Source organism: Streptomyces sp. NPDC038135, from assembly GCF_055601245.1.
The window spans coordinates 1-15988 of the sequence record NZ_JBVJXS010000008.1; the positions used below are offsets into that span (position 1 = coordinate 1).

15 protein-coding genes are annotated in these 15988 nt (G+C 73.9%); 4 read left to right on the plus strand and 11 right to left on the minus strand.

Going from position 1 to position 15988, the window contains the following annotated elements; genetic code table 11:
* The 3 genes from ACZ7JA_RS22775 to ACZ7JA_RS22785 form a co-directional block, all read left to right on the plus strand.
* Positions 1-731: cytochrome c oxidase subunit I (locus ACZ7JA_RS22775; RefSeq protein ID WP_470810057.1), on the plus strand; the 731-nt coding region annotated here is incomplete at its 5' end.
* Entirely contained in the window at positions 728-1063 is a 336-nt protein-coding gene (locus tag ACZ7JA_RS22780; RefSeq protein WP_351673568.1) for a hypothetical protein, read from the plus strand. The genes ACZ7JA_RS22775 and ACZ7JA_RS22780, both read left to right, overlap by 4 nt.
* Positions 1064-1169: 106 nt before the next feature.
* The gene (locus ACZ7JA_RS22785) at positions 1170-2702 is read left to right on the plus strand and encodes an MFS transporter (RefSeq protein ID WP_389454538.1); all 1533 of its coding nucleotides are present in this window, start codon (positions 1170-1172) and stop codon (positions 2700-2702) included.
* A 24-nt stretch (positions 2703-2726) separates the two neighbouring features.
* On the opposite strand, the gene ACZ7JA_RS22790 is transcribed toward ACZ7JA_RS22785, so the two are convergent.
* From ACZ7JA_RS22790 to ACZ7JA_RS22840, 11 genes are all read right to left on the minus strand, one after another.
* Complete coding sequence (locus tag ACZ7JA_RS22790) at positions 2727-3770, minus strand: metallopeptidase TldD-related protein (protein ID WP_351673564.1); 1044 nt, start codon at positions 3768-3770, stop codon at positions 2727-2729.
* Positions 3763-4818: an aKG-HExxH-type peptide beta-hydroxylase gene (locus tag ACZ7JA_RS22795; RefSeq protein ID WP_470810060.1), complete on the minus strand. Its 1056-nt coding sequence runs from the start codon at positions 4816-4818 to the stop codon at positions 3763-3765. Before ACZ7JA_RS22795 ends, ACZ7JA_RS22790 begins: the two co-directional genes overlap by 8 nt.
* Positions 4815-5660 (minus strand): JmjC domain-containing protein, encoded by an 846-nt coding sequence (locus ACZ7JA_RS22800; RefSeq protein WP_470810062.1) that lies wholly within the window; start codon positions 5658-5660, stop codon positions 4815-4817. The genes ACZ7JA_RS22795 and ACZ7JA_RS22800 overlap by 4 nt, the downstream gene beginning before the upstream one ends.
* The gene (locus ACZ7JA_RS22805) at positions 5657-6448 is read right to left on the minus strand and encodes a hypothetical protein (protein ID WP_351673558.1); all 792 of its coding nucleotides are present in this window, start codon (positions 6446-6448) and stop codon (positions 5657-5659) included. Before ACZ7JA_RS22805 ends, ACZ7JA_RS22800 begins: the two co-directional genes overlap by 4 nt.
* Positions 6438-7376 (minus strand): multinuclear nonheme iron-dependent oxidase, encoded by a 939-nt coding sequence (locus ACZ7JA_RS22810; protein WP_389301874.1) that lies wholly within the window; start codon positions 7374-7376, stop codon positions 6438-6440. The genes ACZ7JA_RS22805 and ACZ7JA_RS22810 overlap by 11 nt, the downstream gene beginning before the upstream one ends.
* Positions 7376-9289 carry a B12-binding domain-containing radical SAM protein gene (locus ACZ7JA_RS22815; protein WP_470810065.1) on the minus strand — a complete coding sequence of 638 codons (1914 nt, stop codon included), beginning with the start codon at positions 9287-9289 and terminating at the stop codon, positions 7376-7378. Before ACZ7JA_RS22815 ends, ACZ7JA_RS22810 begins: the two co-directional genes overlap by 1 nt.
* Complete coding sequence (locus ACZ7JA_RS22820) at positions 9286-10527, minus strand: tetratricopeptide repeat protein (RefSeq protein ID WP_470810067.1); 1242 nt, start codon at positions 10525-10527, stop codon at positions 9286-9288. Before ACZ7JA_RS22820 ends, ACZ7JA_RS22815 begins: the two co-directional genes overlap by 4 nt.
* Positions 10511-12022 carry an MFS transporter gene (locus ACZ7JA_RS22825; protein ID WP_470810069.1) on the minus strand — a complete coding sequence of 504 codons (1512 nt, stop codon included), beginning with the start codon at positions 12020-12022 and terminating at the stop codon, positions 10511-10513. Before ACZ7JA_RS22825 ends, ACZ7JA_RS22820 begins: the two co-directional genes overlap by 17 nt.
* Positions 12023-12040: 18 nt before the next feature.
* A complete protein-coding gene (locus tag ACZ7JA_RS22830) occupies positions 12041-12166 on the minus strand; it encodes a hypothetical protein (protein ID WP_351673548.1) in 126 nt (41 codons plus the stop codon).
* Between the two features lie 320 nt (positions 12167-12486).
* Complete coding sequence (locus ACZ7JA_RS22835) at positions 12487-13512, minus strand: alcohol dehydrogenase (RefSeq protein ID WP_470810071.1); 1026 nt, start codon at positions 13510-13512, stop codon at positions 12487-12489.
* Between the two features lie 371 nt (positions 13513-13883).
* Entirely contained in the window at positions 13884-14546 is a 663-nt protein-coding gene (locus ACZ7JA_RS22840) for a TetR/AcrR family transcriptional regulator (RefSeq protein WP_393433016.1), read from the minus strand.
* Between the two features lie 149 nt (positions 14547-14695).
* Here ACZ7JA_RS22840 and ACZ7JA_RS22845 point away from each other — a divergent pair, with 149 nt between their 5' ends.
* Positions 14696-15955, plus strand: a complete 1260-nt coding sequence (locus ACZ7JA_RS22845; protein ID WP_470810073.1) for a YncE family protein — start codon at positions 14696-14698, stop codon at positions 15953-15955.
* The last annotated feature ends 33 nt before the right edge of the window (positions 15956-15988 follow it).

Consider the following 15988-nt stretch of genomic DNA (forward strand, 5'->3'; position numbering starts at 1 on the left):
CCGGCGGTGTGCTGCTGCCGTTCTTCTCCTTCATGACCTTCCTGATCGCGGTCCCGACCGGTGTGAAGTTCTTCAACTGGATCGGCACCATGTGGCGCGGCAGCCTCTCCTTCGAGACGCCCATGCTGTGGGCGTCGGGCTTCCTGGTGACGTTCGTCTTCGGCGGGCTGACCGGAGTCATGCTGGCCTCGCCGCCGCTGGACTTCCCGACCTCCGACACCTACTTCGTCGTCGCCCACTTCCACTACGTGGTCTTCGGCACCGTCGTCTTCGCGATGTTCGCGGGCTTCCACTTCTGGTGGCCGAAGATGACCGGCAAGACGCTGGACGAGCGCCTCGGCAAGATCACCTTCTGGACGCTGTTCGTCGGCTTCCACGGCACGTTCCTGGTCCAGCACTGGCTGGGCGTGAACGGGATGCAGCGCCGGATCCCGGACTACCTCGCGGTCGAGGGGCTCACCACGCTCAACACCGTGTCCACCGTCTTCTCCTTCCTGCTCGGCGCGTCGATGGTGCCGTTCCTCTACAACGTGTGGAGGACGGCGAAGTACGGCGAGCCGGTCGGCGTGGACGACCCGTGGGGCTACGGCCGCTCGCTGGAATGGGCGACGTCCTGCCCGCCGCCGCGGCACAACTTCGCCGCCCTGCCGGGGATCCGCAGCGAGTCCCCGGCGTTCGACCTGCACCATCCGCGTGTTCCGGCGCGGGAACGGGAGGTGACCGCGCGGTGAGCGCCGACGACGGCCGGACGCTGGTCCGGCAGATCGAGGGTCATCTGCTGCTCGCCGCCGCACGCGAGGAGGGCCGTGCGGCGGCGGCCCGGCTGGCCGCCCGGCTGGGCTGGCTCACCGACACCCAGCGCGACGATCTGGAGCGACAGTTCGAGGCGGAGTACCTGACGCTGTCCCGCGCCTCCTGGCGGCGCACCGCGGAGCGCGCCGAGGAACTGCGGCTGGCCTACGAGAGCCGGTACCGGGCGCTGCGCCTGCGGCTGGCGGCCTGGTGCGTCCTGGGGTGCGCCCTCGTGGCGGCGACGGGGCTGCTGGTCCTGGCGGCCGGCTGACCCGCGCCCGGCGGCGCCCGCATCCGCGGTGGTGGACAGGTGTGCGGCGGGCCGGGCGGGGGAACCTGGTTCGTCCGGGTTCGGGTGGGTGAGAGGAGCAGCCCCTGTGACAGCGTCGGCGTCCGCGGCGGACGACCGGGATCCGGGCGCCCGGGACGAGGGCGCCCAGGAGGCCGGGTACGAGCCGGACCCGCGCCGCTGGCGGGCCCTGTGGGTCACGCTCGTGGCCGGCTTCATGAGCCTGCTGGACGTGACGATCGTGGCCGTCGCCCTGCCCACCATCCAGCGCGACCTGCACGCCTCCGCCGCGCAGGTGCAGTGGGTCGTCTCCGGATACGCCCTCACCTTCGCCCTCGCGCTGGTCACCGCCGGGCGGCTCGGCGACGCCCTGGACCGGCGGCGCATCTTCCTGCTGGCCCTCAGCGGTTTCGTGGTCTTCAGCGCGGCCTGCGGAGCGGCCCCCGACATCACGCTGCTGGTGGCGGCCCGGCTGGCCCAGGGCCTGGCGGCGGGTTTCATGGCCCCCCAGAACTCCGCGCTCATCCAGCAGCTCTTCCGGGGCGCCGAACGCGGCCGTGCCTTCGGGCTGTTCGGTTCGATCGTCGGCATCTCCTCGGCCGTGGGCCCGATCACCGGGGGTGTCATCCTCGCCCTCGCCTCCGGCGCCCAGGGCTGGCGGTGGATCTTCTACGTCAACCTCCCCATCGGCATCCTCGCCGTGCTGCTCGGCCGGCGCCTGCTGCCCCGTACCCGGCGGACCGGCCGGGGGCACGTGGACGTGCCGGGCGTCCTGCTGCTGGGGCTGGGCGTGCTCTGCCTCATGTATCCGCTGGTGCAGGCGGAATCGGGCGGCATCGGGGAGCTGTGGTGGCTGTTCCCGGCCGGAGCCGCGGTCCTCGCCGTGTTCACGCGGTGGCAGCGGCGCCTGATCGCCCGCGGCACGCAGCCGCTGCTCGACCCGCGCCTGTTCACCACCGTGCGCGGCTACGCCGTCGGGGCCGGCGTCGGCACGCTGTACTTCATCGGGTTCAGCGGCGTCTGGCTGGTCTTCGCCCTCTTCTACCAGCACGGCCTCGGCTTCTCCCCGCTGCGGTCGGGCCTGGCCGTGACCCCGTTCGCCGTCGGCTCGGCGATCAGCTCCGTGGTCGCCGGCCGGCTGGTGGAGCGGTTCGGCCGGCTGCTCACGGTGTGCGGTCTCACCGGCGTCCTCCTCGGCCTCGGCGGCACCGCGCTGCTGCTGCGCCACGGGCCCGCGGACAGCGCCGCCTGGCTCGCCGCTCCGCTGCTGTTCCTGGGCGGCGTCGGCGGCGGCTTCGTCGTCTCCCCCAACATCACCATGACCCTGCGGGACGTTCCGGTGCGGATGGCGGGCGCGGCCGGCGGCGCGCTGCAGACGGGGCAGCGGCTCGGCGCGGCGGTGGGCACCGCCGCCCTGCCCGGGCTCTTCTACCTGGTGCTCGGCAGGAGCCACGACTTCCGCGGCGCCCTCTTCGCCGCGCTGGGCGCCGCCCTCGTCGGCATGGCGGCCTCGCTGGCCCTCGCGACGGCCGACTGGCGGCGCGACCGGCGGGTACGCGGGCCGCGCCGCAAGTGCCCCGACGAGGTCGCCAACAGCCCCGTGAACGCCCGGCAGACCTGAGCGCCGTACCCCGCCCGGGACCGCTCAGGCGGGCGGCCGCGCACGCCGGACCAGTCGCCGCACCTGCTCCAGCGGCCGCACCACGCAGCGGGCCAGGAGCAGGGAGGGGCTGATGAGGGTGGAGCCGACCTCGTGCCCGTCCTTGACGCAGGAGTACGGCGAGCTGTGCACGCGCACGTCGCCGCCCACGGCGGTGATCTGCCGCGCCAGCGCCGCCTTCGGCGCGCAGACGGCGACCGGCCCCACGACGTCGTCCGTCGGCCGCCCGTCGCGCACCCGGCGGGCCCACAGCGCTTCGAGGATGAGGTGTTCGCGCACGGAGAAGCCGCCGACGGCGGTGCCGAGGAGCCAGCCGTCGCCGACCCGTTCGAGCAGTTCCGCCCGGGTGTGCGGCCCCGGCTCCACGTCGAGCACGCTGCAGCGGGGTGCGACCGCGCCCCGGGCGCCGCGGCCGTGTCCGGTGCTGCTGCCCCCGCTCAGGGCCCGGGTCGCCCGGGAGGTGAGCAGCGCGCTCCAGCGGCCGTCGCGGACCAGCGTGACCGTCCGGGGCGCGGTGTCCTCGTCGTCCCGGAGGTAGCTGCCCGCGTACGGACGGGCCGTCGGGCGGTCGCGTACCGTCAGCGGGGCCGGGGTCCACGTGTCGCCGAGGGACCGGCCGAGGGCCTGCCGCTGGGCCAGGTAGTTGTCGGCCTCGCTGGTGTGGCCGAAGCACTCGTGCACCAGGATTCCGGCCGCCGGGGGCGTGAGCAGCGCCGGGCCGGACAACGGGCCGGTCAGCGGACGGCGCCGGGCCAGCAGCGCGCGGTCGTCGAGCAGTCGGGCCACGCCGCCGTCCAGTTCGGCCGCCACGTAGGCGCTGTCGTGGGCGGCGACGCCCCACTGCGGGGTGTGGCCGTGCCGGGCCGGGCCGAGGCGGATGCGCACCCGGCACAGCCCGCCGTGTTCGTCGTGGTCGACGTGCGCCCCCGGTCCGAGCCGGGCGCGGGCCCGTGTCAGCGCCGCGCCGACGACGTCCTCGCCGGGGCCGGCCGGGACGGCGGGCGGGCCGTGGGGCCGCCCGTCAGCCACGGTCGAGCCGGTCGATCGCGCTCCGGCACCCCGCGAGCAGCCGGGCGCCGTGCTCGGTCGGCTCGGCGACCTCGAGCAGGTTCTTCTCGGCGACGCGCAGCTGATCGGTCTTCAGCGCGACGTAGCGCTGGATGCGGCCCCGTTCGACCGGGTCGCGCTCGACCGCCAGATGGCGGCCGGCCACGTGGACGTCGTTGATGAAGGAGAGGATGCCGTGCACGATGTGCCCGAGGGGCCGCTCCGCGTCGACGAACGGCGAGTGGTGCCGCGCCTCGGGATTGCGGACCACCGCCACGCAGTCGAGGATGCCGCTGAAGCGCTGGTGGGTGGCCTCGTGGACCAGGGTCTGGGCGAGCATGTGGGCGGGTCGTTCGCTGGTCAGGACCAGACCCCGCAGGCCGTGGATGCTGAAGTTCAGGGGCCGCAGCCCGCGGTGGCCGCCCAGTGCCGCGAACGCCTGGATGTCGATCGCCGCCATCTCCAGGCCCTCGGGCCACACGGCCGCCAGCGCGTCGGCTCCCCGCTGCACGGTCGCGGCGAACTCCCGCGCCCGCTCAGCGGTGAGGTCGAGCGGCTCCTCGTCGCCCTCGCGGGCCCAGCCGAAGAGCTGGGCGGCGCGGCCTCCGGCGGCGGTGGTGACGACCGGTGCCATGGGACGCCGGGCCCCGAGGCCGACGTGGGCCGCCGCGCCCGGCCGCTCGGGCTCCAGGCACCGGCCGAGCTGGGTGAGCAGGACCGCGGGGTCGGCGCCGGTCCCGGTGCTGCGCCAGATCCAGCCGGTCATGTCCGGTCGCAGTGCCCGGTCCAGGGCCTCGTCGACGTCCCAGGCGTCCAGCAGTTCCAGGGCGCGGGCGAGCTCGGGCGCGTCGGGGCGGTCCTCGCGCAGCGCCCTGACCGCGCGCAGGAGCCGTACGAGGTACTGCCGGGCCACGACGCGGCGCACCTGTTCGCCGGCCGCGACGGCGGCGGCGTCCTCCGCGAGGACGATCAGCGACAGATCGGGCAGTCCCGCCGCCGACCTGTCCGCCGCGAGTTCCTTCAGCCTCATGCGTCCCCCTGTCCCGCCGGTTCCGTGTGCCGCTCCGGCGCTTCCGGCGCCGGGCGCGTGATGGTGCGCAGGGCCCGTACGAGCGCCGCCTCGAGCCGCTCGGGGTCGGCCCCGTCGAGGGGAAGCGGCTCCCACCAGGCGTCCTGCGCGGCCAGTGCGCGCAGCAGCGGCTTGAGGTGGGCGCCCAGCGCGCTGCGCGCGTTGTAGGAGAAGGACACGCTGACCGAGCCCTCGCCGGCGCCGTCCGGGTCCTCGACCCCCTCGTGGGGTGCGAACAGCGGCAGGTACAGCACGTCACCGGGGTGCAGCAGCACCTCCCAGGGCCGCTGCGGGAGCCGGCCCGAGGGCACGAACCCCTTGGTCTCCAGCATGCGTCGGCGCTGCCGGTCGCGGCTGGTGTGCTCGGGCAGCCCGACGCGCCAGCTCTTGGAGCCCTGCTGCTGCACGACGAAGTTGTCGCTGTGGTCGAAGTGGCAGCCGATCCCGGCGCCGCCGCCGCGGGTGACGGACAGATCGGCCGTGCACTCGTCCCAGCCGAAGAGACCGGCCAGCTTCTCGCAGGCGGCGGCCAGTTGGGGCATGGTGTGCTGCGCCTGGTTCACGAAGAGCACGGTTCCGTCGGGGCGCCGGTGCACGCCCGCCGCTGAGGTGTCCGCGTCCAGGCGTGCCTCGAGTGCCGTGACGTCGGACCAGGTCAGCGCCGGTGCGAGAAACTGCGGTCCGCAGCCGCGCAGGACGACGGGCCGGCGGCGCCAGTGCTCGCGGCGGAACCGGTCGAGGTCGAGCTGGTCCGTCTCGTCCGGCCGGCGGGTGTCCGTCCGTTCGGTCCGGTGAGTGTTCATCGCAGCCCCCATGCGCGCACGCGCTCCTCCAGTGAGGCCCGCACCCGCGGTGCGAGCGCGTCGAGGCGCCCGTCGAGGAAGGCGGTCAGGGCCTCGTACAGCGGGCGGCGGGCGGTGCCGATGACGCAACGGCCGCCTCCCGCCAGGAACATGGTCGGTTCCAGCCGCCACGCCCCGGGCGCCTCGTCGTAGGCGCGGAACCCGCACAGGACACCGCCGTGGAAGGCCGTGTGGGCGAGGGTGACGTCGAAGGTGGCGTGGGCTCCGGTGGCGACCGCGCGGACGACGGCCGCTGCGGCCTCGTGATGGACCAGCGGCTCCAGTTCGCCGCGCGGGTCGAGCTCCGGTGGCCGGCCCGCCATGAAGCGGTGGAAGCACTCGGGCAGCGTCGTGCCGCGGCCGTACGGGGAGAACGGGACGTCGCGGAACCGCTGGAAGGACGGCGAGGCGATGAACCGCTCCGCCACCTGGTTGACCGCCACCCCGCGCCGCTCCCGCAGCTCGTCCAGGGTGCGGGGGAACGCCCCCTTGAGGCCGGGCCCGGTGCCGGTGCCGCCGGAGACCACCTCGGAGCGTATGTTCCGTCCCACCAGGGCCAGTTCGTGCAGGTCCACCCGACCGAAGGCGTCCACCAGGTCGGCGTCGAGGCCGAGCCGGCGGCCGGCCGGGCCGTCGGCGGTGAACGCCTCGCGGAACTCCCTGTCGTACAGCAGCCGGTCGAGGACCTTCAGGATCCGCTCGTGCCGCGTGGGCGGACCGAGGACGGGGGCCGGGGTCTCATGCGGCACGGGCGCCGCCCTCCTTCCAGGACCGCACGAGGGCGAACAGCCGCTCCGCGTTGGGCCGCGACTTCGGGACGAGCTGTCCGTCGGCGGTGAACTTGGGGTCCTCGTAGGTGACGCCGGTCAGGTTCGGCATCTGCGGCAGCAGGTGTTCCAGCAGGGCCAGTTGCTCGTCGAGCAGCACCCCGTGGTGCAGGTCGCGGAAGCGCCCGTCGACGATCTGGCAGCCCGACAGGTGCACCTCGTGGCAGCGGTCGAGCGGCAGCGCGTCCAGGCCCTCGAACATCCGCGGTCCGGTGCGTCCGGTCAGCCACTGGTAGGCGAGGATGTGCCCGATGTCGATGGTGGCCAGGGCGCCGGTCTCCCGGATCACGGTGTCGTAGAAGGTGAACGCGTCCAGGTCGCCGACGAGGAAGCTGCCGCCCTCGGTGAAGCCGGGGAACTCCACCGACAGGGGCGCCCGCAGCCGCTCCACCCAGTCGGCGACGCCGGCCACGCAGTGTTTCAGGCCCTCCTCGGTGAGGACGGGCGGCATGGGGTAGGGCAGGCTGCGGCCCGCGAGGGACCAGATGCCGAGGTCCTCGACGACCCAGCGGAATCCGTAGCGTTCGACGAGGGCGTTGGTGAAGTCCGCGATCTCGGCGCGCCGGTAGCGCTCGGGGCTCCCGGTGTTGAGCATGGTGTGGTGGAAGGCGCGGGGCCGCTCGGCGCCGAACAGCTCGAACAGGCGGTCGTACGCCGGGAAGTAGCGCTCGGGGGCGAGGGGGCCGTAGTCGATGGGCTGGAAGGCGACGAACATGTAGTCGTAGCCGGGGGCGTTGTGTCTCAGGAAGGCGGCCACCTGGTCGGTGGGCCGGCCGGAGCCGGTCTTCTCGAAGCCGATCCGCTCTCCCCAGACCAGGTCCATGCCCAGCCCCAGTCCGAGCTTCTCCATCACACGCTCCTCCCTCCGAGGGCATCGGACGCCGCGGGCGCCCGGCGGGCGCCGGCTGCGGTGGGGTCCGGCCCGTCGGGCTCCAGCAGGCGTTTGTCGAGCATCCGGTGCAGCCAGTGCCGTCCGTCCCTGTCCTCCGGCTGGAAGCGGCCGTCCGGGGTGGGCGTCAGGCCGGCGGGCACGGCGGCCATCCGCGGCCAGGCGACGTCGGCCAGGAACCAGCGGCCGCCCACCCGTCGCAGGGCGACGGCGAACCGCGGCCGGGCCGCCGTGGTCCGGTCGCCGGACGCGGCCGGACGTCCGTCCGGGTGCTGCGGCAGGTCGGGGCGGCCGGCGCGTTCGGCGTCGGGTACGGCCTCGACGGTCATCCGCAGCAGCCGGTCGCGGGCCTCGTCGGTCGCGGCGCCCGCCAGGACCGCGCCGCCGACGCGTCCGGCGGCGAAGGCCAGTCCGTCGTTGGTGACGAGCGGATCGTCGTCCTCGCGCGGCCGGTCGGCCCACAGGTGGCTGCCGGGTTCGGCAACGAGCAACTGCAGGGTGTCCAGGCCCATGTCGGCGGGGTGGCGCCGGATGACGCCGACCGTGTCGTGGTGGCCCTCGACGGCCCGGGGGTGGTCGTAGCCGTCCATGAAGGAGAGGTTGGTGACGATGCCCGCGCCGGTCAGGTTGAGCACGGCCCGCTCTGCGTGGGCCGCGTCCTGTCCCTTCCGCAGGGAGTCGAGTATGTCCTGGTCGGCCGTCTCGAAGCCGGTCGAGATCTGCACGCAGCCGGCCTCGCGAAGCCGGCGGCAGAAACCGGGGTCGGCCAGTTCCGGCTCCAGGCGGGCCCGGACCCGGAAGGTCAGGTCCACTCCGCCGCGACGCACGGCCTCCATGACGCGCAACAGGTGCCGCAGGCCGGTGTTCTCGTCGGCCACGGCCACATCGGTGATGCCGAGCCGGCGGGCGAGCCCGACGAGGTGCCGGGCGGCGGTGCCGGGGTCTATCTGCTGGAAGGCCCGGGCGTCGCGGTAACGGTTGCCGTACGAGCAGAACGTGCACCGTCCCCAGTAGCAGCCCACGGTCAGGCGGTACGGGAACTGGTGGGCCTGGTTGCTGTAGTCCGCGAAGTCGAACTGCCCGAAGTCGGGCGCGGGTTGGTCGTTGAGGACGAAGCCGTCGCGCAGGCCGTCCGCGTGCCGTTCCGGCACCTCATGGGTGCGGGCCGGGCCGGTCCCGAGGACGTCGGTCAGGAAGTCCTCGCCGTGGCCCGCGCACCAGTGGTCCACCGAGCCGGCCGCCGCGGTCCGGCGGCGCAGGGCGGCGGCCCACATCTGCACGGTCGGTCCGCCGAGGGCGATCCGGACGTCCGGCCGGCGCCGTTTGACGGAGGTGGTCAGGGCGAGGGTGGGGACCACCTGGCTGAAGAACGGGACGGTGAAGGCCAGGAGGCGGGGCCGGTGTTCGGCGAGCAGCGCTTCGAGGCGGTCGGCGCACCAGCGGGCGGACCAGGAGCCGAGTGACGCCTCCACCAGCTCGTCGATCCGCCCCAGCCGGGGTGTCCCGGGGAGGATCCAGCCGTCCCGGCCGGCCTGCCGCAGGACGTAGCGGCCGGTCGCGGTGATGGCCGTCTCCTGGTCGAATCCGGCGGAGCGGTCCCGGGCGGTGCGCAGCAGCAGGTCGCCGTGGGCGGCCCGGTATTCCTCGCTGACGCCCCGGTAGATGGCGGCGGCGGTCGGCGCGTCGTCGGCCGCGCCGTCCTCGGGGGCCGTCGGGCGGCGCAGGAGCACCTCGTCGCGGTACTCCAGGTTGAGGTCGACGGCGCGCACTCGGTGCCCCTGGGCGGTCCAGGCCGCGGTGAGCTGGGGCAGGGCGAGGTAGGGGAACTGCACGGCCTCGCTGACCGGTGGCATCACCAGGAGCACGTCGATCACGGCCGGTCCGTCTCCGGCCCGGCGGCGGCGCCGGGCCCGGTCAGGCGGGCCAGCCGCCGCAGTTGCCGCCCGGCCGCCTCCGCCGTGTCCGGGTCGCCCTGGGCGCGGGCGAGAACGCGCAGCGTCTTCCACACCCCTTCGCGCAACGGCAGTTCGGCGGCGAGGGCGCGGAACTCGTCCAGGGCGGCGCCGGCGCCGTCCAGGCGCAGGGTGGCCCGCGCGCCCATGACGCGGGCGTGTGCGCCGAGGGTGTCCTGGGGGTCGATGGCCGCCGCCTCGCGCAGGTACGAGCGGGCGGCGCGGTGGTCGCCGAGGGCGAAGTGGGCGGCGCCGACGCGGTAGGCGAGCCAGCTGGAGCGGTAGCCGTGCGCGGCGGCCCGCTCGAAGCACTTCTCCGCCGTCTCCAGGCTCGCCGCCGTGTGCGCCAGGCCGCGCAGGGCGATGACGATACCCGCTTCCGGTCCGTCGCCGTCCGCCTCGGGTCCGGACGGTCCGGCGCCCTGGTGGACGCGCAGCATCAGGTCCTCCGGCCACGGCGTCGCGGGCAGGTACGAGGACCGGCGCGCGCGCAGCCCGAGCCGGGCGGCGACGTCCGCGCCCACGGTGCGATATTCGGACGGCAGGAAACCCGACCGGGTGGACCAGGTCATCGCGGTCAGTTCGCCTCCGCAGGCGTCGACCAGGCGGGCCAGTTCGTCCGTGCCGTGCTCGGACCTGCCGTGCTCGTCGACCAGCCAGTCCAGGTCGATGTCCGTCACGACGTCCGTGCGCACGTGCCGGTCGAGGTGGTCGAGGAGGAGGTCGGGGGGTACGACGGCGAGCCGGACCCCGCACAGGGTGACCGCGAGGCAGCAGCGCTCCGCCCGCGGGTCGGCCGGAGCGCCGGCGGTGCCGATCAGCGAGACGGCGTCCAGCGCGTGCCGCACCCAGCCGTCGGAGGAACGCCAACTGGGCACCCACACCAGGTCGGTGAGGCCGGCCGTGATCGCGGCGGCGGACCAGAAGTCGTCCAGGCCGAAGGCGCCGGGCACTCCGCGGACCGGCAGCCGGCGCACCAGCGGGGCCGGGGAGCCGCCCTCCTCGGCGGCGGCGCGCAGCGCCTCGGCGCCGCCCGGGGCCAGGGGCTTGAGGTCGAGGTGGCGGTCGAAGCAGACGACCGTGCGGCCGCCGTAGGGGCGGCCGGACCACAGGGCCGCGACCTCGCCGTGCTCCTCGAAGAGATCAACGTGTGCCGGCATCCGGTGACCGTTCCATGAGAGGTGTTCCCGGCGCCGGGACGGTGTCCGAGGGCCCCGCGGACGCGAACCGGCGGACGTCCGGCCGTACGGCCACGGCGGCGGTGGAGACGAGCACGAGCGCGCCGCCCCACAGCATGATCGAGCGGGCGTCGGCGAAGCGGAGCAGTCCGGCGCCCAGCAGCTGCCCGAGCGGCAGGGAGGCGAAGGAGAAGAAGAAGTCCGCCGAGAAAGCGCGGCCGTGCAGCTCCTCGGGCACGTCCCGGCGCAGTCCGGTCATCTTGACGACGTCGAAGGCCTGCTGTCCGACACCGCCCGCGAAGAAGGCGGCGGCGAGCAGCAGGACGGAACCGGTCATGACGGGCGCCAGCACGGTCACGCCGTACAGGGCGAGCAGGGCGAGGGCGTACAGGCCGCGGTGCCGGCCGCCGATCCGGCCGCCGACGAGGGCGCCGACGGCGTTGCCGACGGCGAAGGCGCCCAGGACGAATCCGTACACGGTGGCGCTGTGACCGCGCTCGATCAGGAAGACGGGCAGGCCGACCATCCAGGGGCCGACGGCGAACACCACGTGCACGACGGCGAGGAGCTGCACATGGCGCAGCCACGGGATGCGCCACAGCACGGCGAGGCCCTGGAGGGCGGTGCGCAGGAGCGAGGGTTCGGCGTCATCCGCGTCGTCGCTCCGCGGGCCGCCCGCCGGGCCGTCCGGTTCGGGCCCGGCCTTCCCGGGCGCCGGTTCCGCCGCGCGGGCGCCGGACCGGGAGCGGGTCCCGATGTGCGCGCCCGCGTAGCGGGTGGCGGCGGCGGAGACCCCGAAGGCGAACGCGGCGAGCACGGCGCCCGTGGGCGCGCCGAGCGCGCCGACGACGGCGGCGGCGAGGGTGGGGCCGACCATGCCGGCGCTGTTGCGCATGCCTTCCAGCAGGCCGTAGGCGGCGGTGACCTCGGTGTCCTCCTCGCCGGCGGCGTCGCGGGCCGCGCGGTGCGGGAGGACCTTGGGCGCGACGACGAGCAGCGCGGGCTCGCTGACCGCCTCGCACAGTCCGATCAGTACGGCGACGGCGAGGACGACGGGGTCCAGTCCGCCGTCCCAGACCACGGCGAGTGCGACGAGAGCGGCCACGCGGGCGGAGTCCGCGACGACGGCCGCGCGGACCGGGTCGAACCGGTCCAGGAGGGCTCCGCTGAACAGCACCACCGCGCCGAGCGCGACGAAGCGCGCGGCGAAGACCGCGCCGATGGTCTCGGCGGGCGTGCCCGCCTTCGCGGCCGCCACCACCACGATGATGGGAAAGAACGCGTCACCGAGAAGGGAGACCATCTGCCCGAAACAAAGGCCGGCGAAACGCCGGTGCCGCAACAGCCGTACATAAATCGCCACAGCGGGCCGTGTGACCTTTCTCGACGAGAACCTGGGGTACCGTGCTCGAATTATCGGCCGGACGACGACAACGGGCGGACGGGCCGGAAAACCGGGCCGCCCACCCGTTTTCATGTCTGGTCCGGGCCGGCCTTAGCTGCGGAACCGGAACGCGTGGAACGCCACGCTGTCGTCCAGGTCCTCGGCCTCCAGGACCTCCAGAGAGTCGAGGTCCTCGATCTCCTCGAGGATCTTCTGGTCGGTGTTCGACTCGCCCATTGCGTCTCCCTCGGAAATAGGGCACCACAGGCCCAACCCCGCAGCGCTTGCAATTGATCCTAAGGGACGCCCTCACCCGCCCAAAGAAGGCATGGGGAGTTTGACCGAAAAGCACGCCGGCGGGCCGGGCTCCGCTTTTCGATCAGCGCCACGAGTCGGGAAATCGCGGGAAAATAAACGGAGTCGGCCATTCCTTCGTACGCGCGGTGGCTCGTTCCGGTCGCATTCGGCACTTTCGCCCGCGGAAACTTTTTCCCCGCTGCCCGAAAGGGTGACTTCGCTCCTTCACGGCCGGGGGGTTCCTGCCGTGACGGGACGTCTCAGCCGGTGGTGAGCACCATCCGGAAGCGGGCCCGGCCGGCCAGCATCTTCCGGTAGGCCTCGTCCGCCTGCTCCAGCGGCACGGACTCCGTCATCGGGCGGATGCCGTGCAGGGCACTGAACGCCATGGTGTCCTCGACGTCCTTCGCGGTGCCGGAGGGGTGACCGCGCACGACACGGCCGCTCATCAGCAACTGGACCGGGCTGATGCCCAGGGGCTCGGTGTCCGCCCCGATGACCACCAGCTCGCCGCGGGGCTCCAGGCCGTCCACGGTGGCCGTGATGGCATCGGAGTGCCCGGCGGTGGCGAGCACGACCTTGGCTCCGCCGAGGGACTGCAGGGCCTCGGCGACCGGGGTGCCGGAGGTGCTGTCGACATAGTGGTGGGCGCCGAGCCTCTTGGCGAAGTCGGCCTTCTCGGCGCCGCGGGCGATCCCCACGGTCTCGAAGCCCATGGCGACCGCGTACTGCACCCCGAGGTGTCCCAGGCCGCCGAGTCCGAGCACCGCGACCAGGTCGCCCGGCCTGGCCGAGCTGCGCCGCAGCCCGTTGAACGTGGTGACGCCGGCGCAGGCCATGGGCCCGGCGTCGCCCGCCGCCAGACCCTCGGGGATGCGGGCCAGGGCGTCGACGGGTACGAGCACCTTGTCGCCGAAGCCGCCGTCGTACGCCCAGCCCGGGACCTTCAGGTTCGGACACACGACGAAATCGCCCTGGCGGCAGGGCGCGCAGTGGCCGCAGCTGCCGCCGAACCAGCCGACGGCCACCCGGTCACCGGCGCGCCATCCGCGGTCCTGGGCCCCCTCGCCCAGCTCCTCGATCCGCCCGGCGATCTCGTGCCCGGGCACCTCGGGGAACGACACGCCCGGCAGTCCGCCGCTCACGAAGAGGGCGTCGCTGTGGCAGATCCCGCACGCCTCCACGGCGACCAGGACCTGCCCGGGCCCGGGCCGGGGCACCTCTCGCTCGGCCAGTTCGAACGTGCCGTCCGGGGCGGTCACCTGCGCGACTCGATAGGTACTCATCTGCATCTCCGGAGAACGGGTACGACGGCCCCCCGCTCCAGCACACCAGCTCCACCCGAATGCCGCGCGCCGAACCCCCGGCCCGGATGCCGCCACCCGGCCGGCCCACCGCCCCGCCAGGCCCGGGTCCGGACCCGGCGAGTCCCGCCGTCAGCCGCACGGTCCGCCGAACCGGACCCCGCCGGCCGCCGACCCGCCGAACCCCGTCTCACCAGCGCCCGGCTTGCCCGGCCCGGGCCGGGCACGTCTCGTCGTCGACAGGGCCGGACGGTGCTCCGTGACCGCACTCGGCCAGGCCGGAGCCCCCCGTCGACATGGGGTGGGGCCGGAAGCCCCCGCAGCCGCGACCGACGCTCGCGTCCCCTCCCCCCTCACCCCCCTCCGGCCCGCCACCCCTCCGGGCGGAGGATGCCCAGGAGCTGGCGGACGAGTTCGTCCACGACGTCGTCCAGGGTCGCGTCCACCCAGCCGCTGCTCCAGTCGTGCAGCAGGCCGTTGACGCTGCCGATGAAGGCGGTGGCCGCGAGGCGGTAGTCGCGTACCGCCGCCTCCCCGCGGGCCGCCGCCGCGTCGGCCTCCGCGCGGATCAGGTCGACCCAGCGGGCGCGGCGGGCGAGCCGCTGCTCCTCCAGCCGGGCGCTGACGCCGATGATCTCCACGAAGGCGATGCGGATGCGGCGCGGGTCGCTGGTGACGTCGCGGGCGTAGGCGCGGAACAGCACGGCGACCCGTTCGGCCAGCGGCAGCCCCTCCGCCGCCGCGAGCGCGTCCAGCACGGCCCGTTCCGCGAGGCCGTTGACCTCCAGGTGCAGCGCGGCGAGGACGTCCTCGAGGGTGCGGAACTCCTCGTAGAACTGGCGGGTGGACAGGCCCGCGGCCTGGCTCAGGGCGGCCACCGTGGTCGCCCGGTAGCCGGGGTCGCCGCCGAACAGCCGCAGCGCGGCGTCCAGGAAGCGGCGGCGCCGCTCGGCCTGCCGCTCCTCGGCGGACCTGCCGCCGTAGCGGCCCGTCGGCGCCCTGAGCCTGCCCGTCAACCCTGCCCCCCTGCCGCCCCGACCGCTGCCACCACTCCCCCAATCTTGTCGTGCACACATCTTGTCGAGAAGGCCGCCCCTTCCTTACTTTTCAGTAAGTTCACAGTGAAAGCGCCCGTGTTCAGATTCCCCGAGGAAAGAGAGCAGTCATGCCTGCCTCGAGAACCAGGCACCTTTGCTCCATGGCCGCCGCCCTCGCGCTGACCCTCGCCGGCCCGGCGACCGCCGCCTCCGCAACCGCCACCGCGTCGGACGCCGCCGGTCTGCGGGAGGTGCTGTTCGTCGGCAACAACTGGGACGGCACCGCCGACGTGATCAGGTCCTCCGGCGACTTCGCGAAGATCGGCCGGATCGACGTGATCCCGGACAAGGCCCAGCGGATGGCGGAGATCAACGCGGACCCGATCCGGTGGATCTACTTCCAGGCCATCCGCAACAGCGTGGGCGAGGGCCACGACCAGTTCGCCGACGACATGTACTCCACCCCGGACGGCCGCTCCGTCGTGGTGTCCCGCCCCAGCTTCGCGGACGTCGTCTCGATCGACCTGGCCACCGGCAAGCTCAACTGGCGCTTCGCCGTGTCCGGCTACCGTGCCGACCACATGGCCGTCTCGCCGGACGGCACCCGCGTCGCGGTGTCCGCGTCGACCGCGAACACCGTGCACGTGCTGGACATCGGGACCGGCAGACAGCTCGGCTCGTTCCCGACCGGCGACAAGCCGCACGAGAACATCTTCACCAGGGACGGCAAGTACATCTGGAACATGTCCATCGGCGACGTCAACACCGCCCTGGACGACCCGGTCTGGGACTGGACGAAGGGCGACCGGCACATCACGGTCGTGGACGCGACGACCTTCAAGCAGGTGAAGGTCGTCGACATGCGTCAGCGGCTCGACGCGTACGGACTGAAGGACTTCTCCGACGCCGTGCGTCCCGCCGTGTTCTCCCCCGACGAGTCCAAGCTGTACTTCCAGGTGTCGTTCTTCAACGGCTTCCTGGAGTACGACGTCGCCGCCGACAAGATCACCCGGATGAAGACCCTGCCGAAGAACCCGGCGACCAGCCCGGACCGCACCACCTGGGTCAACGACTCGCGCCACCACGGGCTCTCGATGAACCCCGAGGGCACCAGGCTGTGCGTGGCGGGCACCATGGACGACTACGCCACGGTGGTCGACCGCGCCACCCTCCAGGAGGGGCCGCTGGTCACCGCGTCCAAGCCGTACTGGGCCACGGTCAGCGGCGACGGCAAGGACTGCGTGGTCTCCGAGTCCGGCGCCGACCAGGTCACCGCGATCGACTTCGCCACCGGCCGGAAGGTGACGTCGGTCCCGGTCGGCGACCATCCGCAGCGCGTCCGCCTGGGGCACGTCCAGGACGGCTGGACGGGTCCGGGCGGAAGCTGAGCGACACACGCCCCGGGGCTCCCCCGAGCCCCC